This is a genomic window from Pedobacter sp. KH_004 (assembly GCF_057840755.1).
Map to the genome: position 1 here is coordinate 465,030 of NZ_CM174519.1, position 26,846 is coordinate 491,875.

A 26,846-nucleotide genomic window follows, 5' to 3' on the forward strand; every position below is an offset into this window, starting at 1 on the left:
GTTTAAAATCCGAACCAAACAAATAGTTTATTCTTAAACTAAAATCTTTTAGTCCATTGGCAAAGACAGTCGAACAAAGAGTAAATTTTGCAACTAGTAAGCACATTATAGACTATCCGGATTTTCTGGATGTGCAATTGCAATCATTCAGAGAATTTTTCCAGATAGATACCACATCAGACGATCGCTCTAGCGAAGGTTTGTTTAAAGTGTTTGCTGAAAACTTTCCAATAACAGATTCAAGAAATATCTTCGTATTAGAGTTTCTTGATTATTTTGTTGATCCGCCACGTTACGATATACACGAGTGTATTGAGCGTGGATTAACCTACAATGTTCCATTAAAAGCAAAGCTTAAGCTTTCTTGTAACGATGTTGAACATGAAGATTTTGAAACTATTATTCAGGATGTGTATTTAGGTACGATCCCGTATATGACACCAAAAGGTACATTTGTTATCAACGGTGCAGAACGTGTTATCGTTTCGCAATTACACCGTTCTCCAGGTGTGTTCTTCGGCCAAAGCCGTCACACTAATGGAACCAAATTGTATTCTGCCCGTGTTATTCCTTTCAAAGGTTCATGGATCGAGTTTGCTACTGACGTGAACAACGTGATGTATGCTTACATCGATCGTAAGAAAAAATTCCCGGTTACCACTTTATTACGTGCTATCGGTTACGATTCTGATAAAGACATCTTAGAACTTTTTGATCTTGCTGACGAAGTAAAAGTTAGTAAATCAGGTTTAAAGAAATATATCGGTCGTAAACTGGCTGCAAGAGTTTTAAAGAAATGGGTTGAAGATTTTGTAGATGAAGATACAGGTGAGGTAGTTTCTATCGACCGTAATGAAGTGATTCTTGAAAGAGAAACCGTTTTAGAAGACGAACACATTGATATGGTTATCGAAGCTGGCGTAAAAAGCATCATCTTATCAAAAGAAGATGGCGCTAGTCAGGCAGATTATACCATTATTTATAATACATTACAAAAAGATACCTCTAACTCAGAGAAAGAAGCTGTTGAAAACATCTATCGTGCTTTGCGTAACGCAGAACCACCTGATGAGGAAACTGCTCGTGGTATCATTGATCGTTTATTCTTCTCGGATAAACGTTACGATTTAGGTGATGTTGGTCGTTACCGCATCAACCGTAAATTGAAAATGAATACTCCTGATGAGGTTAAAGTTTTAACAAAAGCAGATATTATTGCAATTGTTAAATATTTGATCAAATTGATCAACTCAAAAGAAGAAGTGGATGATATTGATCACTTATCAAACCGTCGTGTACGTACGGTAGGTGAGCAATTGTACGCACAATTTGGTGTTGGTTTAGCCCGTATGGCTAGAACAATCCGTGAGCGTATGAACATTCGCGATAACGAGGTGTTTACACCAACTGATTTGATTAACGCTCGTACGTTATCATCAGTAATCAACTCTTTCTTTGGTACAAATCAGTTGTCTCAATTTATGGATCAAACGAATCCATTAGCAGAGATTACGCACAAACGCCGTTTATCAGCTTTAGGCCCAGGTGGTTTATCACGTGAAAGAGCTGGTTTCGAGGTACGTGACGTTCACTACACTCACTACGGTCGTTTATGTACTATCGAAACTCCTGAGGGACCAAACATTGGTTTAATTTCATCACTTTGTGTGCATGCAAAAATCAATAATTTAGGTTTCATCGAAACACCATACAAACGTGTTGAAGATGGTAAGGTAGTGGTTGATTCAGACGTTATTTATTTATCTGCAGAAGATGAAGATGGTAAAACCATCGCTCAGGCAAATGCAGAATATGATGATAAAGGTAACTTTATAACACCACGCGTTAAAGCACGTTATGAGGGTGACTTCCCGATTATTGAGCCTGAGAAATTAGACTTAATGGACGTTGCACCTAACCAGATTACTTCAATTGCTGCTTCGTTAATTCCGTTCTTGGAACATGATGATGCGAACAGGGCTTTGATGGGATCGAACATGCAACGTCAGGCCGTACCATTGTTACGTCCTGAAGCACCAATTGTTGGTACAGGTTTGGAAGGTCGCGTTGCCCGTGACTCAAGAACATTGATCAACGCTGAAGGTGATGGTGTTGTTGAATATGTAGATGCCAACGAAATCACAATTAAATATGAGCGTAACGAAGATGATCGTTTAGTTTCATTTGAAGGTGATAGCAAAACTTACCGTTTAATTAAGTTCAAAAAAACCAACCAGAATACTTGTATCAACTTAAAACCTATCGTTAAGAAAGGTCAGAAAGTTACTAAAGGACAAGTGCTTTGTGAGGGTTACGCAACAGAGAACGGCGAATTGGCATTAGGTAGAAACTTGAAAGTGGCTTTCATGCCCTGGCAAGGTTTCAACTTTGAGGATGCGATTGTAATTAACGAACGTATTGTTCGTGATGACGTTTTCACTTCATTGCATATTGAAGAGTTTGAATTAGAAGTACGTGATACAAAACGTGGAGAAGAGGAATTAACACCAGATATCCCGAACGTTTCTGAAGAGGCTACAAAAGACCTAGATGAAAACGGTATTATCCGTGTTGGTGCTGATGTAAAAGAAGGTGATATTTTAATTGGTAAGATCACTCCAAAAGGAGAATCTGATCCTTCACCAGAAGAGAAATTACTACGTGCAATCTTTGGAGATAAAGCAGGTGATGTTAAAGATGCGTCTTTAAAAACTCCTCCTTCAATCCAAGGTGTGGTAATTGATACTAAGTTATTCAGCCGTGCTAAGAAAACTACAAAAGCTGAAGAGAAATCAGCAATTGAGAAATTAGATAAGAGCTACAATAACATTACTGAGAAGTTAAAAGCAGAATTAGTAGACAAATTATTCACTATTGTAAATGGAAAAACATCTCAAGGTGTATTTAACATCTATAAAGAATTATTAGTACCTAAAGGCGCTAAATTTACTCAGAAGATTTTAGCAGATCTTGAGTTTGCACACATCAGCCCTAACAAATGGACAACTGATGATGACAAAAACGAGATGATTAAAATGTTGCTTCACAACTACGGTATCCGTGTTAACGAAGAACTTGGAGCTTACAAACGTGATAAATTTGCGATTAGTGTAGGTGATGAGCTTCCATCGGGAATTGTACAAATGGCAAAAGTTTATGTTGCTAAAAAACGTAAATTAAAAGTAGGTGATAAAATGGCGGGCCGCCACGGTAACAAAGGTATTGTAGCACGTATTGTACGTGATGAAGATATGCCTTTCTTAGCTGATGGTACTCCGGTTGATATCGTGTTGAACCCACTGGGTGTACCTTCACGTATGAACCTTGGTCAGATCTATGAAACTATTTTGGCTTGGGCGGGTCAGGAATTGGGCGTGAAATTCGCAACTCCAATATTTGATGGTGCTACTCATGATGAAGTAGAAGAGTGGATTGCTAAAGCGGGTGTTCCTGCTTCAGGTAAAACTTACTTATACAATGGTTTAACAGGTGAGCGTTTCGATCAGACTACAACGGTAGGTATTATCTACATGTTGAAATTAGGTCACATGGTTGATGATAAGATGCACGCCCGTTCAATCGGACCATATTCGTTAATTACACAACAGCCATTGGGTGGTAAAGCCCAGTTTGGTGGTCAGCGTTTTGGTGAGATGGAGGTTTGGGCATTAGAGGCATTCGGTGCAGCTAATATTCTTCAGGAGATCTTAACCGTTAAATCGGATGATGTAATCGGAAGAGCAAAAACCTACGAAGCCATTGTAAAAGGTGAAAACCTACCAACTCCAGGTGTTCCAGAATCGTTTAACGTATTGGTGCACGAGTTACGCGGTTTAGGTTTAGATATTACGTTAGACTAAAGTATAAAGTATAAAGTTGAAAGTTAAAAGCTCCGGCTACTTTCAACTTTGCACTTTTAACTTTTAACTCAAAAAAGCATATGTCTTACAAAAAGGATAATAAATTAAAAAGCAATTTCACATCAATCACGATTAGCTTATCGTCTCCAGAAATTATTTTGGAACGTTCAAGCGGTGAGGTGTTGAAACCGGAAACCATTAACTACCGTACTTACAAACCTGAGCGTGATGGTTTGTTCTGTGAGCGTATTTTTGGCCCGGTAAAAGATTACGAATGTCATTGCGGTAAATACAAACGTATCCGTTATAAAGGTATCGTTTGTGATCGTTGTGGTGTTGAGGTAACAGAGAAGAAAGTACGTCGTGAGCGTATGGGGCACATCGCTTTGGTAGTTCCTGTTGCGCACATCTGGTATTTCCGTTCGTTACCAAACAAAATCGGTTATTTATTAGGTTTACCTACTAAAAAATTAGATTTAATTATCTATTACGAGCGTTACGTAGTTATTCAATCAGGCTTAATGGCCGAAGAAGGTATCAACTATATGGACTTCTTAACCGAAGAAGAATATTTAGATATCTTAGATAAATTACCTAAAGAAAACCAATACTTAGACGATAAAGATCCTAATAAATTCATCGCCAAAATGGGTGCTGAAGCATTAGAAGATTTATTAAAACGTATTGATTTAGATACTTTATCTTATGATTTACGTCACCAGGCTGCTAACGAAACTTCTCAACAACGTAAAAATGAGGCTTTAAAACGTCTTCAGGTTGTTGAAGCTTTCCGTGGTGCTAATACACGTATTGAGAATCGCCCTGAGTGGATGATTGTTAAAATCGTGCCGGTTATTCCACCAGAATTACGTCCTTTAGTACCATTAGAAGGTGGTCGTTTTGCAACTTCAGATTTAAATGATTTATACCGTCGTGTAATTATCCGTAACAACCGTTTAAAACGTTTGATCGAGATTAAAGCACCAGAGGTAATTTTACGTAATGAGAAACGTATGTTGCAGGAAGCTGTAGATTCGTTATTCGATAACTCACGTAAAGTTAACGCGGTAAAAACTGAAGGTAATCGTGCTTTGAAATCACTTTCAGATATCTTGAAAGGTAAACAAGGTCGTTTCCGTCAGAACTTATTAGGTAAACGTGTGGATTATTCAGCTCGTTCGGTAATTGTTGTTGGGCCTAGCCTTAAATTACACGAGTGCGGTATTCCTAAAGATATGGCTGCTGAGCTTTACAAACCATTCATTATTCGTAAGATGATTGAGCGTGGTGTGGTAAAAACAGTTAAATCTGCTAAGAAAATCGTTGATAGAAAAGATCCATTAGTTTGGGATATCTTAGAAAATGTATTGAAAGGTCACCCGGTTTTATTAAACCGTGCACCTACCTTACACAGATTAGGTATTCAGGCTTTCCAGCCAAAATTAATTGAAGGAAAAGCGATCCAATTACACCCGTTAGTTTGTACTGCATTCAACGCCGATTTTGATGGTGACCAGATGGCTGTCCACTTACCGCTAGGTAACGCAGCAATTTTGGAAGCCCAAGTATTAATGTTGGCTGCACACAATATCTTAAACCCTGCAAACGGTACACCAATTACAGTACCTTCTCAGGATATGGTTTTGGGTCTTTATTATATTACTAAAGGCCGTAGAACTGATGATACAAGAGTAGTAAAAGGACAGGATTCTAATTTCTATTCTCCAGAGGAAGTAATTATTGCTTACAATGAGAAAGAATTAGATCTTCATGCTTTCATCAAGGTAAGGGTAAATGTTAAGCAAAACGATGGTTCTATCGTTAATAAATTAACAGAGACTACTGTTGGTAGAGTATTATTTAACCAATTGGTACCTGAAGAGGTAGGTTATATCAATGAGTTGTTGACTAAAAAATCGTTAAGAGATATTATCGGTGAAGTAGTGAAAATGACTGGTATGGCCCGTGCTTCTCAATTCTTAGATGATATCAAAGAATTAGGTTTCAAAATGGCTTTCCAAGGCGGTTTATCGTTCAACTTACAAGACGTAAACATCCCGGTAGAAAAACATACTCTATTAGAGCAAGCTGCAGCTGAAGTTGAAGAGGTAAGAAACAACTATAACATGGGTTTCATTACCAACAACGAACGTTACAACCAGATTATCGATATCTGGACTCGTATCAACAACAGGTTAACTACTTTTGTTATGACTCAGTTATCGTCAGATAACCAAGGTTTTAACTCAGTTTACATGATGCTTGATTCAGGTGCACGTGGTTCGAAAGAGCAGATTCGTCAGCTTTGCGGAATGCGTGGTTTGATGGCGAAACCTCAAAAATCAGGTTCGGGTGGTGATATCATTGAAAACCCGATCTTATCAAACTTTAAAGAAGGTTTATCGGTATTAGAGTACTTTATCTCTACTCACGGTGCTCGTAAAGGTTTGGCGGATACGGCTTTGAAAACGGCGGATGCGGGTTACTTAACTCGTCGTTTACATGACGTTGCTCAGGACATGATTGTTAATGATAACGACTGTGGTACTTTAAGAGGTATGTATACTACTGCCTTGAAAGATCAGGAAGATATCGTTGAACCATTATTTGATAGAATTTTAGGTCGTACCTCATTACATGATGTATACAATCCTTTGGATAATACATTATTAGTAGGTGCTGGTGAAGATATTAATGAAGAAGTTGCTAAATTGATCGAGGAATCGCCTTTAGAAGGTATTGAAATTCGTTCAGTATTAACTTGCGAAGCTAAACGTGGTGTTTGTGCATTATGTTATGGCCGTAACTTGGCATCTGGTAAACGTGTTCAAAGAGGTGAGGCAGTTGGTGTAATTGCAGCACAATCAATCGGTGAGCCGGGTACTCAGTTAACACTTCGTACTTTCCACGTGGGTGGTACTGCATCAAACATTGCTGCAGAATCAAACATCGTTGCTAAGTTTGATGGTGTTATCGAATTCGAAAATATCCGTACAGTTGATACACAAACTGAAGATGGTACAGTACAAGTTGTATTGGGTCGTTCAGGTGAGTTTAAAATTGTTGAGCCAGGTACAGGCCGAGTGATCGTTACCAACAATATTCCATATGGTGCTTTCTTATTCGTAAAAGAAGGAGATAAGTTATCTAAAGGAGATAAAATTTGTTCGTGGGATCCATATAACGCGGTTATTCTTTCAGAATTTGCCGGTAAAGCACAATTTGATGCGATTATTGAAGGTGTTACCTTCCGTGAAGAATCAGATGAGCAAACTGGTCACCGTGAAAAAGTAATTATTGATACACGTGATAAAACTAAAAACCCTTCTGTTCAAATTGTAGATAAGAAAGGTGAATTTATCAAAGGTTATAACATTCCAGTAGGTGCTCACGTTTCAGTTGATGAAGGTGAAGCGATTCAAACTGGTCAGATTATCGCTAAAATTCCTCGTGCAACTGGTAAAACCCGAGATATTACAGGTGGTTTGCCTCGTGTAACGGAATTATTTGAGGCTCGTAATCCTTCAAACCCAGCTGTAGTAACTGAGATTGATGGTGTAGTAACTTTAGGTGGTGTTAAACGTGGTAACCGTGAGATTACAATCGAATCTAAAGATGGTGAAGTTAAAAAATACCTTGTTCCATTGTCGAAACACATCCTTGTACAGGATAATGACTTTGTGAAAGCCGGTATGCCTTTATCAGATGGTTCAATTTCTCCTGCAGATATCTTATCAATTAAAGGCCCAGCAGCGGTTCAAGAATACTTAGTAAATGGTATTCAAGAGGTTTACCGTTTGCAAGGTGTAAAAATTAACGATAAGCACTTCGAGGTAATTGTTCACCAGATGATGCAGAAAGTTCACATCGAAGATCCAGGTGATACTATTTTCTTAGAAAATAACGCTGTAGATCGTTGGGATTTTGCAGAAGAGAACGATGCAATGTACGACAAAAAAGTTGTGGAAGATGCAGGCGACTCGACAGATTTAAAACCAGGTCAAATTGTATCATTGCGTAGATTAAGAGACGAAAATTCTCAATTGAAACGTAAAGATTTGAAACAGATCACGGTTAGAGATGCAAGACCAGCAACAGCTAGTTCCATCTTACAAGGTATTACTCGTGCATCATTAGGTACTAAATCGTTCATTTCTGCGGCTTCGTTCCAGGAAACTACGAAAGTATTAAATGAGGCGGCAATTGCAGGTAAACGCGATAACATGTTAGGCTTGAAAGAAAACGTGATCGTTGGTCACTTAATCCCTTCAGGTACTGGTGTACGTGGTTACGAAAGAATCATTGTTGGTTCTCAAGAAGAATACGATAAATTATTGGCTTCGAAACAAGAAGAAGTAGAAGCATAATATACTTCATTTTTTTCAGAAAGGGCTGTTTCATTTATTTGAAGCAGCCCTTTTTGTTTTAAATATTTTTTTAGTCTTAATGATAAAATATTACCTTTAAATGCTCTATTAAGAACAGTGCAAAATTTACCACATCATGGAAGAACAACAAAACGAAAATCAATTAAACATAGAGCTATCTGAAGAAATCGCTGAAGGTATTTTTTCAAATCTTGCCATTATTACTCATTCCAATACCGAATTTGTATTGGATTTTATACGTGTAATGCCGGGAATTCCGAAGGCAAAAGTTAAATCAAGAATTATTTTAACGCCAGAACACGCCAAACGATTACTTGTTGCTTTGGATGACAATATCCAGAAGTTTGAAGCGGTAAATGGTAGAATCAAAACGCAAGAGGAACCACCGTTTCCAATGGGTTTTGGAGGGCCTACCGCTCAAGCGTAACCTGCAAAGTTTTCAGGGTCATCTTAAAAACAAATTTTTGCTTGCTATGTTAGCATAGTAGGCATTTCTGCTATAACCATTTATCGAACTATGAGAAAACTTTTATTAGCCTTATTATTTTCGGCTCCGCTATGGGTGCTGGGACAAGGTTTCCAGGTCAATTTACAGGGACAAAAACAAATAGGAATGGCTGGCGCCGGCTCGGCACTGGCTTTAGACGAAGCTTCTGTATTCTTCAATCCCGGTGCAGTTACTTTTTTAGAAAAAAATTCTATTTCTGCGGGAGTTAATCCGTTACTTTTTAAATCTGCTTTTAAACAAAACGGATCAAACATCACTGAAAACGTTAAAAATAAAATTGCACCGCCTTTTGAAGCTTATGCCGTTTGGGGTCCGAAATCAAATAAGTGGAAGTTGGGTTTAGGTGTTTATACTCCATTTGGAGGTTTGGTAGACTGGGGTAATGATTGGTCTGGCAGATATGCATTGACATCATTAAACCTGAAGGCAGTCTATTTTCAACCTACAATAAGTGTTAAAATTACCGATCGGATTGGTATTGGAGCAGGCTTCGTTTATAATTACGGAGATGTTAATTTACAAAGGGCATTGCCTGTGAACTATCCTGACGGACGCTCCGGCCATGCCACTTTAGAAGGAACTGGAAGTGGTTATGGATGGAATGCAGGTTTATACATTAACACATTGAGCAATATTACCTTTGCGGTGGTTCACAAATCAAAAGTGATTACCAAATTGGAGGGTGGATCGGCAACTTTTGATGTTCCCGAGTCATTAAGGTCATCCTTCCCAGCCGGAAATACTTTTAATGCAGAATTGCCATTGCCATCTACAACAACTCTAGGTATTGGCATTCCACTTTCAAAAAGTACTACTCTTGCATTTGATGCGAGTTGGGTACAGTGGAGAATCTACGAGGAATTGGCTTTTGATTATGCTGTCAATACTCCTGCTTTGGCCGATACTAAATCTGCCCGCAATTATCGCGATGGATCTTCGTTTAAATTAGGTGTAAATCACAAGGCATCTGAAAAAGTATCATTACGAGCTGGGGTGGGTTATGCATTTTCTCCTGTGCAGGATGGATACGTTACACCAGAAGCTCCAGACGCAAATCGTTATATTTTAAGTGCGGGGGTAGGCTATGCACCGACAAGCCGTTTTGAAGTAAATGCTTCGTTCTTCTTTGAAGATGTTCAATCGCGTAAGCAAAAAAATATAGAAACTGGTTTAGATGGTACTTTCAAAACGTTAGTTTATGCACCGGGTCTTTCATTAACTTATAAGTGGTAGGAGAAATTTAAATGAAAAAATATATATTAAATAGTCTTTTCGCTGCCGTTTTTTTATTTGCAGCTTCATGTAAGCCAGAAATTGAAACGCCTGCAGGCACCAACGCGGGGCAAGCAAATTTCAGTAAATATATTGCTGTCGGGAATTCACTCACTGCTGGTTTTGCAGACGGTGGCCTTTACCTGGAAGGGCAAAAAGTAGCCTATCCGAATTTATTAGCCGCACAAATGGCTACTGTGGGGGGTGGAGCTTTCACCTCGCCATTTTTCGCTGATGCTCAAGCAAATGGTTCTGGATATTTAAACTTATCGGCTTTGGTAAATGGAAGTCCTACTTTGGCAAATGTAACCACGAATCTTGCTTATCGCGATGCGACCCACTTGGCAAAGTATACCGGAGAAGTTCAGAACCTGGGCATTCCAGGAATGCGTGTTGATTTGGCTTTTGCGGCCCCTTACAGTGCTGCAAATATGTATATGGAACGTTTACTCAGTGATACACAAGTAGGAACAACAACTTATTTTCAGTTTATACAAGGAAGAAATCACAGCTTTTTTTCTTTATGGTTAGGAAATAACGACGCATTGGGCTGGGCAACAAATGGAGGCGTAACCACCGACGCAACAAATGTGCTAACGGATAAAGCTACATTTTCAATGTTGTATTCTAATTTGATAAATGCATTAACTGCTGGAGGTCAAAAAGGGGTGGTAGGAACTATTCCTGATGTCACGGCCGTGCCTTACTTTAATACAGTAACAGTACCGGCGTTATTAGCTGCTGCAAAAGCAATAAATCCTGCTGCGGTTGCAGTATTTATTCAAACTGGAACTGGTGTTAGAGCCGCTACCAGTGAAGATTTGATTCGTTTACCTTTCCAAACTGCTGGATTGTTTGGTACAGGAGCAATTCCTTATGGGCTGGACCCAAGAAATCCAATTGCCAACAATTGGGTGTTGGATAAAGATGAGATTATACGCGTTAAAGATTATGTAAACAGCTATAACAGTACAATTAAATCGCTTGCTAATAGTAAAGGTTTAGCTGTAGCGGATACTTACACTTATTTAAATATGGTTAAAGCTGGTATCCCTATTCAGGGAATTAATATTAATTCTGCTTTTATCACTGGTGGTGCATTTTCGTTGGATGGCGTTCACCTTACACCAAGAGGAAACGCGGTAATTGCAAATGTGTTTATCGATGCCATTAACAGCAAATACAATTCTACCATTCCTTCCATTGATATTACTAGATATAGAGGTGTGAAGTTCCCCGATAAATAATCGACTTCAACAAAAAAGGATTCACAATTTGTGAATCCTTTTTTATTTATAATCTACCTTCAATATAGCTAATTACATTTTCCTTATCATTGGGCTCGAACCATTTTATCTCTTCGTCTCTACGAAACCAAGTCAACTGTCTTTTTGCAAAGCGACGTGTATTTTGTTTAATGGCATTAATGGCATCGTCTAATTCGATTTTGCCATCCAGATAGTCGAAAATTTCACTGTAACCAACGGTGTTAAGAGCGTTAGATTTTCTGAAACTCCATAAAGATTTCACTTCCTCTACCAGTCCATTCGTAATCATTTCATCCACACGCTGATTAATTCGATCATATAAAATGGCTCTGTCTGTATTTAAACCTATTTTAATCATATTAAATGGGCGTATTTTTTTTGTGGCAGAAAGCATTGACGAAAGCTTTTTTCCTGTTGATAGAAAAACTTCCAGGCCTCTGATCATCCTCTGCGGATTGTTTTGATCCACCTTCGCATAATATTCGGGATCTAGTAATGAGAGTTGCTCCTGAATGCTATTCAAGCCCTCTATTTCAAATTGTTTATTTAATTTTTCTCTTATAGATAAATCAATTTCTGGCATTTCATCCAAACCATTAATTAGCGCATTCACATACAAGCCAGATCCGCCGACCATGATTGCTGTGTGATGCTGATCGAAAATTTCCGCTAGCTTTTGCAGGCCTTCCACTTCAAAATCGCCGGTGCTGAACAGCTGATTAATCGAATGTGAATTGATGAAATGATGTTTTGCGGCAGCAAGTTCATCAGGAGAAGGTTTTGCGGTACCAATCTCCATCTCCCGAAAAAACTGACGAGAATCTGCCGAAATAATTTCGGTATTAAAGTGTTGAGCAACTTGAATAGCCAAAGCTGTTTTTCCAATAGCGGTTGGACCAACGATAGATATTAGCGTTTTTTTATTCGGCATAAACTGGATTTAAAAACAAAAGCTGTCAAATTTAAATATTTGACAGCTTTAAGTTTACTTTAATTATGGGATAGATTAATAATCCTCTTTTTGATCATCATCGAAGTTATCTCCGTCAGAGAATTCGTCACCAAATTCATCATCTTCACTTTCTTCATCATCATCTGATTCTTTCTCATTGATTCCCATTTCACCCATTGCTTCCAATTCGTCTGTATCTTCTGGTACAAAGTTCATTTCATTTAAAAAATCAAACTCACTTGCTGCTGCAACAGCACCTCGAGGGTCAACCGTTTGCGGACCATTTTGCTCCATAATTTTAGGAGCCTCACCAGTACTCTTCGCTAAAAACGGATATTCGATATTCGGATCAGGATCTAAAACGATTTTCACTAATTCTACATGAAAATCGTAAGGGCGATCGAAATTATAGATGTAATAAAATTTTTGATGAGGATCTTCAATAAAACCACTTAACTTAGAATTTTCCATTAAAACTACCCGGTCTTTTTTTCGCTCATTGGGTAGGTAGGCAATTTCATCACCTTTTAGCCAATTATCAGTACTTACGTAAAATGATGATGGTTTCTCGGCATTGTAACCAGTAGATTTATGAATAGCCTTGTGCAGGTCTTCAAAAGTTTGGTTTGATTTAATGTCGATCTCTCTCACAACATCATCAAAATCTTCGAAAGTAATTCTAAATTTATAAATAGCCATTATTGTATTTTGGAACCGTAAAAATAAAGTTAATTTATATCACCACAAACAACAAAAAATATAAAAAGGTTGCGTTTAATTGATGTATGGGCATTAAATTACTTATTAACAGGATTTAAACCCATTTGTTTTGCTTGATTTAGCATAAAGTGATGTGCTTCATCGTAATCATTTTTAATTTCTCCCTCGAGGATAGCTTCGCGTATCGCATTTTTAATTAGCCCCACTTCTTTACCTGCTGGTAAACCAAAAGTTTCCATAATATCAAGTCCGGTTATTGGTGGTTGCCAGTTACGAAGTTGATCACGTTCCTCAACATCTTTCAGCTTTATCTTAACTAGTTCAAAATTTCTTCGGTATTTGGTTTTTTTATATTCGTTTTTGGTGGTAACATCAGCATTGCACAGCATCATTAAACTTTCAATCTCTTCACCAGCATCGAATAAAAGTCTTCTCACTGCAGAGTCGGTAACGGTCTCTTGTGCTAAAACAATTGGGCGCAAATGCAATTGAACGAGCTTTTGCACGAATTTCATTTTTTCGTTCAATGGAAGCTTAAGCTGAGCAAAGATTTTAGGAACCATTTTCGCTCCTCTATCTTCATGGCCATGAAATGTCCAGCCGTGGCCTTCTTCGAAACGTTTGGTAGCGGGCTTGGCAATATCATGCAGAATTGCAGCCCAGCGCAGCCACAAATCATCAGTGTCTGCGCAAATGTTATCTAATACCTCAAGCGTATGGTAAAAGTTATCTTTATGTCCTTTCCCTTTAATAATTTCTACACCATAAAGCTGGGCCATTTGAGGGAAGATAATCTCAAGCAATCCGGTATCAAACAGGTGTTTGAAACCAACAGAAGGAACTGGTGATAAAATGATTTTGTTCATTTCATCCGTAATTCGCTCTTTGGAAACAATACTAATTCTTTTTTTCTGCGTCTTAATTGCGTTTAAGGCAGCCGGATCTATATCGAAATTCAATTGAGCGGCAAAGCGAATAGCCCTCATCATACGTAATGGATCATCAGAAAAAGTTACTTCTGAATCCAATGGCGTACGGATGAGCTTGTTTTCTAAATCTTTGACTCCATTAAATGGATCTAATAGTTCGCCAAAATGATTGGCGTTTAAATTAATGGCCAAGGCATTAATTGTAAAATCTCTGCGGAGTTGGTCATCCTCTAAACTACCATCTTCTACAATGGGTTTTCTGGAATCTGATCGGTAAGATTCTTTTCTCGCCCCAACAAATTCGACTTCTAAATCTTGATATTTAATATTTGCAGTGCCAAAGTTTTTAAAAATAGCCACTTTGCTATTTAGCTTTTTACCAACGGCTTCGGCATACGCAATGCCACTGCCAACCACAACCACATCAATATCTTTCGAAGGTCGGTTCAAAAATAAATCCCTCACAAAACCCCCAATAACATAGGCTTCAGTGTTATTTTTATCGGCAATAGCAGATAGTGTTTTAAAAATTGGATTTTGAAGATGTTGCTGCATAGTTTTGAAATCGTCATGCTATCCTGATCATTTGGGATTAGCATATACACATACCTCCCTAAACATTTAGGGCGAAGGCGATTTAAATAGGTTACAAAAGTACTAAAATTTACTTGCGGATAAATTCAAATTGACCGCTTGGCCTTAGTTTCATGATAGTAGATGGTTTTTTGATGCTGCGGTCTTCTTGCTGAAAGTCTACCACATAATCAACAGCTTCAATAATTTCAGGGTCGATATCATCAAAAAACTGTGGTGATGGTTTGCCACTCATATTCGCTGATGTTGATACTACAGGCTTTCTAAACCGCTGAATGAGTGGCGTACAAAAATCATGTTTAACTATACGAATGCCCACGCTTCCATCTGTATTGATCACATTTGGAGCTAAATTTTTTGCATCAGAAAAAATGATTGTCAAGGGGTTTTCTGCGTATTCAATTAAATCATAGGCCACCTCAGGAATTTCTTTAACGTAACTTTGAAGCTTGCTGTCCACATCCAAAAGTACAATCAGGCTTTTTTCTGCCGGCCGATTCTTGATTTTAAGCAATTTTTCTACTGCAGCAGCATTCGTTGCATCGCAGCCTAAACCCCAAATGGTATCAGTGGGATAGAGGATTACTCCGCCGTTTTTAATCACTTCTAAAGCTCTATTAATTTCATCTTTTAGCATACTGCAAAGTTAGCTTTTTCTATCAAATGTTAAATTTTCATAATATCCTAAAGCTAAGCGCTATAAGCTAAAACTAAATCAATATTTATTCGTTTTTTAATTGACAATAAAAATGTAAAATTATTGATCTCGGTATTTTTGTACATACAAAATCACTATATTTATTTCAGGTTATTCAAATAAAAACAACGTACAAATGAAAACATTTAAAACACTACTAATGCTATTTACAGTTGTATTGGCATTAACAGGATGTTCGAGTCTTCGGACAGCATCCGACTATGATAAAAACGTAGATTTCACCTCTTACAAAACTTATAACTTCTACGATAAAGGAATTGAGCGGGTAAGGCTTAATAATCTCGATAAACGCAGATTGATGGCTGCTGTAGAAGCTGAAATGAACGCAAAGGGATTTGTTAAGGCAGATAAACCTAGTATGCTGGTCAACCTTGTTGTGGTAGGAAGAGAAAAAACTGACGTATACAACTCTGGCTTTGGTGGTTGGGGTTGGGGCGGCGGCTGGGGCTGGCGTGGTGGCTGGGGAGGCTGGGGTTGGGGCGGTGGTCCGACTTATGTAAACCAATACATCGAAGGAACCATCATTATCGACTTTTTAGATCCCAACAAAAAAATATTATTTTGGCATGGAAGAGGTTCTGGCTTTAACCTTGATAATTTAAATAAACGAGAAGAAAGATTGTATACAGGCGTAAGAGAAATTTTGGCGCAGTATCCGCCAAATGCACTTGCCGCTAAATAATTAGCTTAAAACTTTTTGATAGCAATTCATTAATTGCTGCGTTACTAGAGGGCTGTTGAATTTTTGAACGAATTCCAGCCCTTTTTCTTTCATCTCGTTTTGTAAAGTTGAAGATGATAGGACCCTAGTTATTTCTGCTGATAAACCTTCGGGATCATTGGGGTTGACATAAATACTGTCTGGCCCGCCAGCTTCTTCCAAACAAGAACCAATCGCCGCAATTGTGGGTATTCCAGAATAGAGGGCTTCGATAATGGGAATCCCAAAGCCTTCATAAAAAGAGGGGTAAACGAATACACTAGCCATTTGGTAGATGCCCGGCAAATCTGCAAAAGGAATGTTCTTAAGGAAAATAATTCTGTCGCCTAATCCCAAAAGCTTAATTTCCTTTTCTACTTCTTTAAAATAGGCTGTCTTCTTTCCTATAACTACCAACTTATATTCTTCGTTCACATCTTTCAATGCTTGGACAATCAGTTTGAGGTTTTTCCGATTTTCAATGGTACCAACATTTAATAAGTATTTCTGCGGTAGTTTATAAGTGGTTCGGATTTTATCAAGTGTAGTTTGAGGAAAGGCCGTTTTAAAACTATCATCGCAACTTTGATAAATGACTTCAATTTTTTCAGGATTTATGCCATAAAATTCAATGATGTCGGCCTTCGTTTTTTCGCTTATTGCGATGATTTGACCAGCTCTTTTACAGGCAGATCTGCTCTTCCACTCGTACAATTTCCGATCGATAAATTTATAGTACTGGGGATACCGTAGGAAAATTAAATCGTGAATCGTAACAATGGACTTGATTTTTGTATGCTGAATAGCGAAAGGAATTTCATGACTTAGGCCATGGAAAACCTGAACTTTATCTCTCAGTAAATCTTTCAGAATATTTAGTGAGCGCCACAAAAAAGTACCGTTTATTGGCAGTTTTAGCTGAATGTTTTCCGCTTCGAAAAAAGCATCTATCTGCCTTGAAGATTTTACTTTCGGCGAATAAACGAGGTATTGGTTTTCAGGAAATTGTTTGGATAAGGCTTCAATTAACGATCGGCTATAATTGCCTAAACCCGTTAAATTATTCGCAGCCCGTTTACCGTCGAAACCAATTCGGAGTTTAATGTTTAAAGTTGAAAGTTGAAAGTTCTCTTGCAGAGAAATCAAACTTTCGCGATTTTCTTGCATCATGTTACTTTCCACTTTCAACTCTTAATTAATTACTATACTGCTACATTATTTTCTCTCAACGCATCGTTAAGTGAAGTCTTTTTATCTGTACTTTCTTTACGTTTACCGATAATTAAAGCACATGGAACTTGATAATCTCCTGATGGGAATTTTTTAGTATAGCTACCTGGAATTACCACGGAACGAGCTGGAACAATACCTTTATATTCGATAGGCGTTGGTCCCGTTACGTCAATAATTTTAGTCGATGCAGTTAAAACCACATTTGCACCAAGAACTGCTTCTCTTTCTACTTTTACACCTTCCACTACAATGGCTCTCGATCCTAAAAACGCATCATCCTCAATAATTACCGGAGCAGCCTGTACAGGTTCTAAAACACCTCCAATACCCACGCCACCGCTTAAGTGAACCCGTTTTCCGATTTGTGCACATGAACCGACAGTAGCCCAGGTATCAACCATTGTGCCTTCATCAACATATGCACCAATGTTCACATAAGATGGCATCATGATTACGCCCTTAGCCAAAAACGAACCGTAACGAGCACTTGCCATTGGCACCACACGAACTCCAGTTGCTTTGTAATCGGTTTTTAAGTCCATTTTATCGTGGTAAACAAATGGTCCGCTTTTTATTTCCTTCATCTCGCGAATTGGGAAATATAAAATTACCGCTTTCTTTACCCATTCATTAATGCCCCAAGAGTTCAAAACTGGTTCAGCAACGCGAATTTCACCCTTATCTAATCCTAAAATTACGGTTTCAATAGCTTCGCAATAGTTGCTGTACTTTAAGAGCGTTCTGTCTTCCCAAGCGGCTTCAATTAATTTCTTTAAATCTGAATACATGATGTTTTTAAATTTTACGCAAAATAACTCAATTTTTTTGGTTTTTTAGATTTTTAGGTGTTTGGTTTTTTTGATCAGGTTGGTGGTTTCGTTTTTAGTTTAGGTTGTTTAACTTTGGTTTTTATAAGTCAGACACTTGAATTTTAGGATATGCACCTCGTAAACAACACCAATTAACAAAGCATTATGGCGGAAACGGAAAAACTTAGGATAGATAAATACTTGTGGGCGATTAGGTTGTTTAAAACTCGAAGCCTGGCTACTGAAGCTTGTAAAGCTGGCCGTGTGAAATTAAAAGGACAAAATATAAAGCCCTCAGCTATCGTGAAGATTGGCGACGTTTATCAGGTATCAAAAGGAATAGAAAAGAAAGTGATTGAAGTTGTTGATTTTTCTTATAACAGAACAGATTCGCCAACTGCCTTAACTAAATACAAAGATTTGACTCCGCTAGAGGAAACCCATGCTTTTAAATCAGCTTTTCACTCGCCTAACTTAAAGCGAGATCGGGGTACTGGCCGACCAACTAAAAAAGATCGGAGGGAGACTGATGACTTAATTAGCGGTTTGTTTGATGATGAAGATTAACTAATTCTCAAATTCTGGTTTTCAGTTTCTTCAGTACTTATTGTTGCATACTGCATGCTGAAAAAGCGCATTCTATAGCTCATCATTGCAGTTTTCCCCAACTTATCGATCAATTTGTAATTTGCAACCGCACCCACTGCAGCGCCAACAAAGGGTAACATTTGAGCCAGCTTAGCCAGGTCAATATAATCTCGGTATTGCTGCTGAAAGGTAAGCCAGTCAAATTCATCGATATTTGTTGGAAGTTGGTGTGCTTTATTATCCCAGTCTTGCATTTTAACAAAAACATTCTGGCTCTCTTCTTTGCTGGAAAATGCCAATTGAAAAATGTGAAGGATAAATAAGCGTTCACGGTAATCCTTAACATCGTAACCATAAACGGCAGCGATATCAAAAAGCATTTTCATTTTAATGCCCAGCAATAAGGGAAAATCAGCTAAGCTCATTAAGAATCCTCCGGCTCCCGTAATTCCACCTTCTGCTGCGCCGGTTTTCTTATAGCTTTCAATTTTTTGTTTGATTAATGCTTCTCGATGCATCAATGTCAAATCGGTTAATGGTTTTGAAGTGGTAAATGTAGAACCAAAAAGTACGGCTTTAACCATTTGTTTTATCGCTATGGTTATGGCATTGTGAACTTTATCAGGAATATAACTGTTAATTTTTTTTTGAACAGAATTAGTCACCTTATTAAAAAGTGATGGCTTTTGTAAAATTTTAAATTTCCAGAAATCAACTTCACTCGTTATTTTTTGTTCGTAATTCATATTGCGTTTATTGCAAAAATTGTTCCTTAAATTTTTAATTCTTTATTGATTTTTTGAAATTTAAACTATATATTTAGTTGTCTTAATTTTCATTTAAATCATTCATTATGAAAGCATTGAAATTTCTCTATTTATTGGTGGTCTTAGCAGGAACCGCCAATGCTCAAAGCGTTAAATTTTCATCAGAAAAACCGGCAGCCGGGAGCAAAGTTACTTTTACTTATCAACCAAAAGGCACTAATTTGCAAAATTTAACTGATATAACTTGCTCCAGTTATACTTTCTTTTCAGGCACAAATCCTAAAAAAGCAAAAATAGATATTGTCAAAGACGGAGAATTATACAAGGGAGAAATTTCTACAGCCGACAGTGTAACTTTAATCGGTTTAGTTTTCTCAGCTGGCGATCAAAAGGACGAATCGCCTGAAGGTTATGTGCTTGAATACACCAAAGCAGGGAAGGTTTTACCTGAAACCTATATTAATGAAGCGTTTCTGTATGGCTTAGCAGGCAACTACTATTTGGGTTTAACCCTCGACCCTGAAAAGGCAGCTTCACTTTACAAACAAGCGTTTGCGCTGAAACCAATATTAAAAAAGAAAAATCTTACTTCATATTTGTCTATGGAATACAAAGTTGACAAGGAAGTAGGAGCCAAGCTGATTAACGACAATATAAAAAGCCTGGGGAGCATTAAAGATCCTAAAGAGGAAGATTTGGTTGCCGCAACTTCGCTCTACACTTTATTAAAGAAAAAGCCGCAAGCCGATTCGGTAAAAGCCATTACCTTGAAAAAATTTCCATTAGGAAATTATGCGTATGGACAAGAAATGAATGCACTTTATGCTACGAAAGATTTTGCCCAACAAGAGCAGAAAGCAAATGAACTAATTGCAAAATATAAATTCGACCCTTCAAAGAAAATAGATCAGAATAAAATAAATTCAGTGTATAATATCTTAGCGTCGTCGGCTATAAAAGCTAAAAACTATGAGAAATTTGAACTTTACGCCAATAAAGTAAGTAACAAGCTTTCAAAAGCTGGATTATTTAACTCCTTCGCCTGGTCAAGTGCAGAGAAAAAGGAAAACTTAGAATTGGCGAGCAAGCTATCTAAACAATCTCTGGATTTGGTAGAGCAAGCTAAAAATGATGAAAAGCCAGATTATTTTAGCACAAAAGAAGATTATCTAAAATCTTTAAACCAATCTTGGGGCATGTATGCTGATACTTATGCCTTGCTGCAGTATCATCAGGATAATTTCAAAGAAGCGCTTTCGCTACAAGAAAAAGCCATTGAACTTTCTGGTCCTTCGCCAGATGGATCTGCCCGTTTAGTAACCTATCTTATTAAAAATGGACAGGATGATAAAGCTTATTTAGAGGCCGAAAAGTTAATAAAAGATGGTAAAGCTTCAGATTCTTTAAAAACTGAATTCAAGATACTTTATGGTAAATTGAAAAAGCCCGGAACCTATGAAACTTACATAGCGGGTTTAGAAAAGGTAGCAATAGAGAAATCAAAAGCAGAGTGGACAAAGAAAATGATTAGCGTACCAGCACCAGCTTTTTCACTGGTTAATTTAAAAGGTGAAAAAGTTAGTCTTTCTGATTTTAAGGGTAAAGTGGTGATTCTTGATTATTGGGCAACCTGGTGTGGACCATGTGTAGCTTCTTTTCCAGGAATGCAAAAAGCTTTGGCTAAATATTCAGCCAACCCAAATGTGGTATTTTTATTTGTGAATACCTGGCAGAACGAAGAAAACAGAGAAAAAGTGGTGACGGATTTCGTAGCTGAGAAAAAACTGAATTTTAATATCTTGTATGATACCAAGAATGTTAAAGATCCTTCAAAATTTGACGTGGTAAGTGCATACAAGGTAGACGGCATTCCTACTAAATTTATTATTGATGGGGAAGGGAATATTAGGTTTAAGGCAGTTGGTTTTTCAGGTTCGGATGATGGTGTGGTGAAAGAAATAGATTCAATGGTGGGCTTATTACTGCCCAAAGAAACTAGCAAATAGAATATAACCAGGTTCAGCTTTTTGCTGAACCTGGTTTTTAATAATCTATTCTCATTGCTGAATCACCCCAAAGTTTGAAAGCTTGCATCGCTTCATCTCGCATCATTTGTACCACAGGTAATGACCGTTTATCCATTGGCTTTTCCAGTTCTTCGTAAATAAATTTATCGCTGAAGCCGATATTTTCTGCGTCAACCTTAGTGTTGGCAAAGTAAATTGTTTCAATCCGCGACCAATAAATGGCTCCTAAACACATCGGGCAAGGTTCGCAACTCGTATAAATTACACAACCACTTAAATCGAAAGTGTTTAATTTCTGGCAGGCTAAACGAATGGCCGATACTTCAGCATGAGCTGTTGGATCATTGGTAGAAGTAACCTTATTGGCCGAGCCAGCAACAAACTTTCCATCCTTCACAATCACTGCCCCAAATGGTCCGCCAATACTTTCTGTAACATTTTGTATTGATAGCGCAATCGCCATACGCATAAATTCTTTGTGATCGTTTTCCATGATAAATATCTAAGCAAAAAAAAATGCCCCGATGATCGGGACATTTTTGATATATCTATTTTAAATTTATTTCTTGCTGTATTGAGCGTTTAAGCCTTTAATCACTTCAGAAGTCACATCTAAAGTTTCATCAGCAAATAAAATTGCGCTGTTACCTTTAGAATAGGTTAAAACCATTTTATAGCCTTTTTCTTTTGCATAACCTTTTAAATAATCAGCAACTTTATCATAAAGTTTTTCATTTTCGGCTGCTTGCTCATTTTGTAAAGCTGCACCAGCATTTTGTTGGTAAGCTTGTAATTCTTGTTGTTTACGACCTAAACGTTCTTCAGTCGATTTGCGTTGATCGGCAGATAAAGTTTGAGCAGATTGTTGGTATTGAGCCAATTCTCTCTGAAAAGCCTGACCTTTAGCCTGCATATCGGCCTGAGCATTTTTGGTTTTACCTTCAAATTTTACTTTCAAATCTTTGAAGTATTCGTATTTGGTTAATAAAGAATCAGAGTTAACGTAAACAATTTTTTCGCTTGGCGCTACTGCTGCTGTGGTGCTATCTGTTTTCTTAGTTTCAGTTGTTTTAGCGTCTTTGTTTTGACATGAAGAAAATGCTGTAATTAGAGCAGCAGTCGCAAATAAGCCAAAGGTTTTAAAGGTTCTTCTTTCCATTATTGTTTAATAAATTTCAGCAAAGATAAAAATGATAATTAAGTATGCAATAAATAGTTTCTGCCCATAAACTTTTCAATTATAATCGTTTATAGGTTGACTTAACGAAGTTTAGTTGTGAATTATTATTTGAAAAGCAAATGTTGTGATTTGTTTTAAAGCTTGTCCCCCTAGCCGCTTTACTTCTCCCCATGAAAAATCGGGTTTCGTGTTCACTTTTGTCGGGTTTAAGTGGTGCGGGTAGTGCTTAAATTTATGGTTGCAGTGTTCAAAATCCATGAAACGTTCCAAGAGCTATGAATTCATTTGTTGTTGTTTATTCAGGAAACGTTCCTACAGAACGAAAGAATGCTTCGCTTGTTTTTTCCCGATCAAATATTTTTCTACCGATGAAACGTTCCTACGGAACGAAAGGATAATTCGAATATTTTCCTTCTGCCCTTGACACGTTCTCATAGAACGACATAATTTGATGTTTTTTCTACCAATCAAACGCTCCTACGGTACGAAAAAATGCGTCGTCTGTTTTTTTTCCGATGAAATATTCCTACGGAATAAAAAATACATTGCTTGCTTTTTTAGTAGCTCAATTAAGGCTTATACCATCAGCTAAATGTAGGAAACAAACCGTGACAAATTGATATGTCATTATATCACCACTGCCACTATTTAAACACTTGCTTCGTCCCATCTGGACGTCTCCTCCGTAGAAAAAAAATAAAGATTTGGTATTTCGTTCCGTAGGAACTTTTCATGTGTTTTGACGTGATTTAATTCGGGTTTTTGTCGTTAATAGTTGCAGATTTTAGCCACCTAAGCCCCATGAAAATGGAAAGCGCTCAATTCTTCATTGAGCCTTGTAATGAACAGCGGGACTGACATCCATCGGAAGGGGTGGTTTTGCTTTCCAGATCCTCATTTAAATGGCCGATAAGCCATTTTATGGATAAGTTTTTAACGTCTTAAAACTTATCCACATATTAGTTTAATTGCCAAAATTTCCGTATTTTTGATACTTATAGTTTTTAATTAATATATGAGCGAAGAACAAGATTTAAAGTCAAATTATTCGGCAGATAATATACAGGTTTTAGAAGGTTTGGAAGCGGTGCGTAAGCGCCCTTCGATGTACATAGGTGATACTGGTGTAAAAGGTTTGCACCACTTGGTTTACGAAGTTGTAGATAACTCGATTGATGAGGCTTTGGCCGGTCATGCAGATACTATTGACGTTAGAATTTTAGAAGGAAATTCGATTAGAGTAGAAGATAATGGTCGTGGTATTCCGACTGGTATTAATACGAAAGAAAATAAATCGGCGCTTGAAATTGTAATGACAGTTTTACACGCAGGTGGTAAATTTGACAAGGATACTTACAAAGTTTCTGGTGGTTTACACGGTGTTGGGGTAAGTTGCGTAAATGCATTATCTACCGATTTGAAGGCAGAAGTGCATCGCGAAGGTAAAATTTGGATGCAGGAATACAAAATTGGTGTTCCGCAATATGACGTAAAAGAAGTTGGAACTACCGACAAACGAGGTACGATCGTAACTTTTAGTCCGGATGCTACTATTTTTACGCAAACTACTGAATACAAATATGATACCCTTGCCAGTCGTTTACGCGAATTGGCTTTCCTTAACAAAGGAATTAAATTAACACTTACTGATGAGCGTGAAACGCTGGAAGATGGTTCATTTTTGTCAGAAGTTTTTCAATCTGAAGGTGGTTTAAAAGAGTTCGTAACGTTTTTAGATGGTACCCGTGCATCGTTTTTACCTGAACCAATTTATATTGACGGTATAAAAAATGGTGTTCCGGTTGAATTGGCTTTCCAATACAACGACAGTTATTCGGAAAACGTTCACTCTTACGTGAATAACATTAATACACATGAGGGTGGAACACACATTGCCGGTTTCCGTAGAGGTTTAACTCGTACTTTAAAAAGTTATGCTGATAAATCAGGATTGTTGAAAAACCTGAAAATGGAAATCACCGGTGATGACTTTAGAGAAGGTTTAACTGCTGTAGTTTCTGTTAAAGTTCAAGAGCCTCAATTTGAAGGGCAGACCAAAACTAAGTTGGGTAACAGTGAGGTGATGGGTGCTGTAGATATTGCGGTTGGTGAGGCGTTAGGTGCTTATTTGGAAGAAAATCCAAAGGAAGCTAAAATGATCATCAACAAAGTGATTTTGGCGGCTACTGCTCGTGCTGCGGCTCGTAAAGCTCGTGAAATGGTTCAGCGGAAGAGTGTTATGGGTGGTTCTGGCTTGCCAGGTAAACTAGCCGATTGCTCTGACAGTGATCCTGAAAAATGTGAAATTTACCTTGTAGAGGGTGACTCGGCGGGCGGTACCGCTAAACAAGGTCGCGATAGAAATATTCAAGCTATTTTACCTTTAAAAGGTAAAATTTTGAACGTTGAAAAGGCGATGGAGCATAAAATCTACGAAAACGACGAGATTAAAAATATGTTTACTGCAATTGGCGTGAGCATTGGTACACCGGAAGATGATAAGGCATTAAACTTAACTAAGCTCCGTTACCACAAAATCGTTATCATGACGGATGCTGATATCGACGGTTCGCACATTACAACGTTGATTCTGACTTTCTTTTATCGTTACATGAGGGCTTTAATTGAAGCTGGATATGTTTACATTGCATCACCACCTCTTTATCAGGTTAAAAAAGGTAAAGAATTTGAATATTGCTGGAATGACGTACAACGCGATGCGGCTGTACAACGTTTAAAAGGTGCAGGTAAAGAAGATAGTGTGCATATTCAACGTTATAAAGGTTTGGGTGAGATGAATGCCGAGCAGCTTTGGGATACTACATTAAATCCTGCTACCCGTACTTTACTACAAGCCACAATTGAAAGTGCAGCAGAATGCGACCATACTTTTTCTATGTTAATGGGCGATGAAGTTGCCCCACGTAGAGAGTTTATTGAGCGTAATGCAAAATATGCTAAAATTGACGCTTAAATAAGCTTCAAGCTGAAAGCAAATAAAAAACCTTTAAGAGTTATAAATCTTAAAGGTTTTTTATTTGACTGAAATCGGAATTACATTTTTGTTACTTGCAGTTTTACCGTTTTTGGCACAATCGCTTTTTCAAAAGTATTGTATGGATTTACTTCAACAAGTTTAACGGTATAATTTACGCTTGCAACACTGAAAGTTTGTTGATCTGATAAGCCGGCTTTGTTGCAATCTCCGCCAATGCACAGCGTTAAATCTTTGGTTTCGCCATTAACTTTTACCGAGAGCTGCGCCTCAGCCTTACCAGCGGTAATACAATCTGCATTTGGAGGGCAACGGTTATCTGTGATATTGGTGACCGTGACGTTTGCAGAATTAACCATCTGCGATTTGTTCAACGCAAACTCGATGCTTGAGTTGGTTTCTAGGTTCTTTTTCTTGCAACCGAAACTGGTTAATAAAACTGAAAGGAGTATGTAGCTAAGCATTTTCATTGTTGTTGTTTTTGTTTTATTGGTAAAACGAAACTGACATTGAAAATGCTACAATTATACCGAAATCCATTCAGTTCCTGGTAAGGGGCTAATAAAATCAGTTCTAGGTTCTAGGTTTAAGTAGGGGTAGGTTACTTTTGATAAATACAATCCGGTTGGGTGCGCTGGCAACGATAATTTTGATGCTTGCAGGGTGATCAGGTCATTTTCAAACTCTTCTATGCTCAGTTCATTTTTACCTACCATTAAAATTTTACCCATCGTAATGCGAATCATTTTACCTAGAAAACGGTTGCTCGCGATGTGAAACCGGAAACGATCTCCTTTCGGATTTACCGATAAATCGGCTTCCATTACATTGCAAATGGTATGTTCATACTTGTCTGGATGGGTACAAAAAGCCCTGTAATCTTTATATTTTGGCAGAAGCTTTACCACAGCTTTCATTTTATCAAAATTGAGATCATTGACCTGGTAAAATGAACTTTGAGTACTTAAGAAAGGATCTTTGTAGGTGTGTACAAAATAATCGTACTTGCGTTGAACGGCATCAAAACGGGCATGTGGCTTGCCTTCCATTTTGATAATGTCGAACACAGCAATGTTATAGGGAAGCGCTTTATTTAGGATATACAGCAAATCAAAATCAATCGCTTTTTCTATATCTGCATGAAAAAAAAATTGACTTGCATGAACATGTGCGTCCGTTCTTCCACAGCCGTTAATGACTATTGGTAACTTTAATATTTTAGAAAGGGTTTGCTCAATAATCTCTTGTACACTTTTAACGCCAGGCTGTTTCTGCCAACCGCTAAAGTACTGTCCTTGATATGCAATGTGAAAGAAATACCTCATTATTTTCGAGTGC

At 37.7% G+C, this 26,846-nt stretch carries 20 protein-coding genes; 9 read left to right on the plus strand and 11 right to left on the minus strand.

From position 1 onward, the window contains the following. Positions 1–56: 56 nt before the first annotated feature. The 5 genes from rpoB to AC3ITD_RS02165 all read left to right on the plus strand — a co-directional run bounded on the left by rpoB (position 57) and on the right by AC3ITD_RS02165 (position 11,275). Positions 57–3,860 (plus strand): DNA-directed RNA polymerase subunit beta, encoded by a 3,804-nt coding sequence (gene rpoB / locus AC3ITD_RS02145; RefSeq protein ID WP_489363577.1) that lies wholly within the window; start codon positions 57–59, stop codon positions 3,858–3,860. Between the two features lie 80 nt (positions 3,861–3,940). Next, positions 3,941–8,227, plus strand: a complete 4,287-nt coding sequence (gene rpoC / locus AC3ITD_RS02150; protein WP_056850016.1) for a DNA-directed RNA polymerase subunit beta' — start codon at positions 3,941–3,943, stop codon at positions 8,225–8,227. Positions 8,228–8,363: 136 nt separating this feature from the next. Beyond that, positions 8,364–8,675, plus strand: a complete 312-nt coding sequence (locus AC3ITD_RS02155; protein ID WP_056849503.1) for a DUF3467 domain-containing protein — start codon at positions 8,364–8,366, stop codon at positions 8,673–8,675. Between the two features lie 90 nt (positions 8,676–8,765). Then, the gene (locus AC3ITD_RS02160) at positions 8,766–9,989 is read left to right on the plus strand and encodes an OmpP1/FadL family transporter (protein WP_489363580.1); all 1,224 of its coding nucleotides are present in this window, start codon (positions 8,766–8,768) and stop codon (positions 9,987–9,989) included. 11 nt (positions 9,990–10,000) lie between these two features. Beyond that, positions 10,001–11,275, plus strand: coding sequence for an SGNH/GDSL hydrolase family protein (locus AC3ITD_RS02165; protein ID WP_489363582.1), 1,275 nt, complete (start codon positions 10,001–10,003; stop codon positions 11,273–11,275). A gap of 46 nt (positions 11,276–11,321) precedes the next feature. Here the strand turns inward: AC3ITD_RS02165 and miaA are convergent, their stop codons facing one another. The 4 genes from miaA to AC3ITD_RS02185 all read right to left on the minus strand — a co-directional run bounded on the left by miaA (position 11,322) and on the right by AC3ITD_RS02185 (position 15,128). Beyond that, entirely contained in the window at positions 11,322–12,227 is a 906-nt protein-coding gene (gene miaA / locus AC3ITD_RS02170) for a tRNA (adenosine(37)-N6)-dimethylallyltransferase MiaA (protein ID WP_489363584.1), read from the minus strand. 75 nt (positions 12,228–12,302) lie between these two features. Further along, positions 12,303–12,947 (minus strand): IS1096 element passenger TnpR family protein, encoded by a 645-nt coding sequence (locus AC3ITD_RS02175; protein WP_489363586.1) that lies wholly within the window; start codon positions 12,945–12,947, stop codon positions 12,303–12,305. A 98-nt stretch (positions 12,948–13,045) separates the two neighbouring features. Continuing rightward, a complete protein-coding gene (locus AC3ITD_RS02180; RefSeq protein WP_489363588.1) occupies positions 13,046–14,452 on the minus strand; it encodes a CCA tRNA nucleotidyltransferase in 1,407 nt (468 codons plus the stop codon). A 109-nt stretch (positions 14,453–14,561) separates the two neighbouring features. Then, entirely contained in the window at positions 14,562–15,128 is a 567-nt protein-coding gene (locus tag AC3ITD_RS02185; RefSeq protein WP_489363590.1) for an L-threonylcarbamoyladenylate synthase, read from the minus strand. A gap of 196 nt (positions 15,129–15,324) precedes the next feature. On the opposite strand from AC3ITD_RS02185, the gene AC3ITD_RS02190 reads away from it, so the two are divergent. Beyond that, the gene (locus AC3ITD_RS02190) at positions 15,325–15,891 is read left to right on the plus strand and encodes a DUF4136 domain-containing protein (RefSeq protein WP_489363592.1); all 567 of its coding nucleotides are present in this window, start codon (positions 15,325–15,327) and stop codon (positions 15,889–15,891) included. On the opposite strand, the gene AC3ITD_RS02195 is transcribed toward AC3ITD_RS02190, so the two are convergent. Further along, entirely contained in the window at positions 15,892–17,079 is a 1,188-nt protein-coding gene (locus AC3ITD_RS02195; RefSeq protein WP_489363594.1) for a glycosyltransferase family 4 protein, read from the minus strand. A 32-nt stretch (positions 17,080–17,111) separates the two neighbouring features. Then, positions 17,112–17,930: a 2,3,4,5-tetrahydropyridine-2,6-dicarboxylate N-succinyltransferase gene (locus AC3ITD_RS02200; protein ID WP_056849511.1), complete on the minus strand. Its 819-nt coding sequence runs from the start codon at positions 17,928–17,930 to the stop codon at positions 17,112–17,114. Positions 17,931–18,116: 186 nt separating this feature from the next. On the opposite strand from AC3ITD_RS02200, the gene AC3ITD_RS02205 reads away from it, so the two are divergent. Continuing rightward, positions 18,117–18,518, plus strand: a complete 402-nt coding sequence (locus tag AC3ITD_RS02205; RefSeq protein WP_265797977.1) for an RNA-binding S4 domain-containing protein — start codon at positions 18,117–18,119, stop codon at positions 18,516–18,518. Here the strand turns inward: AC3ITD_RS02205 and AC3ITD_RS02210 are convergent. After that, positions 18,515–19,285 (minus strand): EcsC family protein, encoded by a 771-nt coding sequence (locus AC3ITD_RS02210; RefSeq protein WP_489363597.1) that lies wholly within the window; start codon positions 19,283–19,285, stop codon positions 18,515–18,517. The genes AC3ITD_RS02205 and AC3ITD_RS02210 overlap by 4 nt on opposite strands. Before the next feature lie 107 nt (positions 19,286–19,392). Here AC3ITD_RS02210 and AC3ITD_RS02215 point away from each other — a divergent pair, with 107 nt between their 5' ends. Then, positions 19,393–21,312 carry a redoxin domain-containing protein gene (locus AC3ITD_RS02215; protein WP_489363599.1) on the plus strand — a complete coding sequence of 640 codons (1,920 nt, stop codon included), beginning with the start codon at positions 19,393–19,395 and terminating at the stop codon, positions 21,310–21,312. A 37-nt stretch (positions 21,313–21,349) separates the two neighbouring features. Here the strand turns inward: AC3ITD_RS02215 and AC3ITD_RS02220 are convergent, their stop codons facing one another. After that, entirely contained in the window at positions 21,350–21,826 is a 477-nt protein-coding gene (locus AC3ITD_RS02220; RefSeq protein WP_489363601.1) for a nucleoside deaminase, read from the minus strand. Positions 21,827–21,892: 66 nt separating this feature from the next. Next, a complete protein-coding gene (locus tag AC3ITD_RS02225) occupies positions 21,893–22,492 on the minus strand; it encodes an OmpH/Skp family outer membrane protein (RefSeq protein ID WP_265797974.1) in 600 nt (199 codons plus the stop codon). Positions 22,493–23,528: 1,036 nt separating this feature from the next. Here AC3ITD_RS02225 and gyrB point away from each other — a divergent pair. Further along, positions 23,529–25,487, plus strand: a complete 1,959-nt coding sequence (gene gyrB, locus AC3ITD_RS02230; RefSeq protein ID WP_265797973.1) for a DNA topoisomerase (ATP-hydrolyzing) subunit B — start codon at positions 23,529–23,531, stop codon at positions 25,485–25,487. A gap of 80 nt (positions 25,488–25,567) precedes the next feature. Here the strand turns inward: gyrB and AC3ITD_RS02235 are convergent, their stop codons facing one another. Continuing rightward, positions 25,568–25,972: a hypothetical protein gene (locus AC3ITD_RS02235; RefSeq protein ID WP_489363604.1), complete on the minus strand. Its 405-nt coding sequence runs from the start codon at positions 25,970–25,972 to the stop codon at positions 25,568–25,570. Positions 25,973–26,032: 60 nt separating this feature from the next. Then, positions 26,033–26,833 (minus strand): tRNA pseudouridine synthase A, encoded by an 801-nt coding sequence (locus tag AC3ITD_RS02240; RefSeq protein WP_489363606.1) that lies wholly within the window; start codon positions 26,831–26,833, stop codon positions 26,033–26,035. Positions 26,834–26,846: the final 13 nt, after the last annotated feature.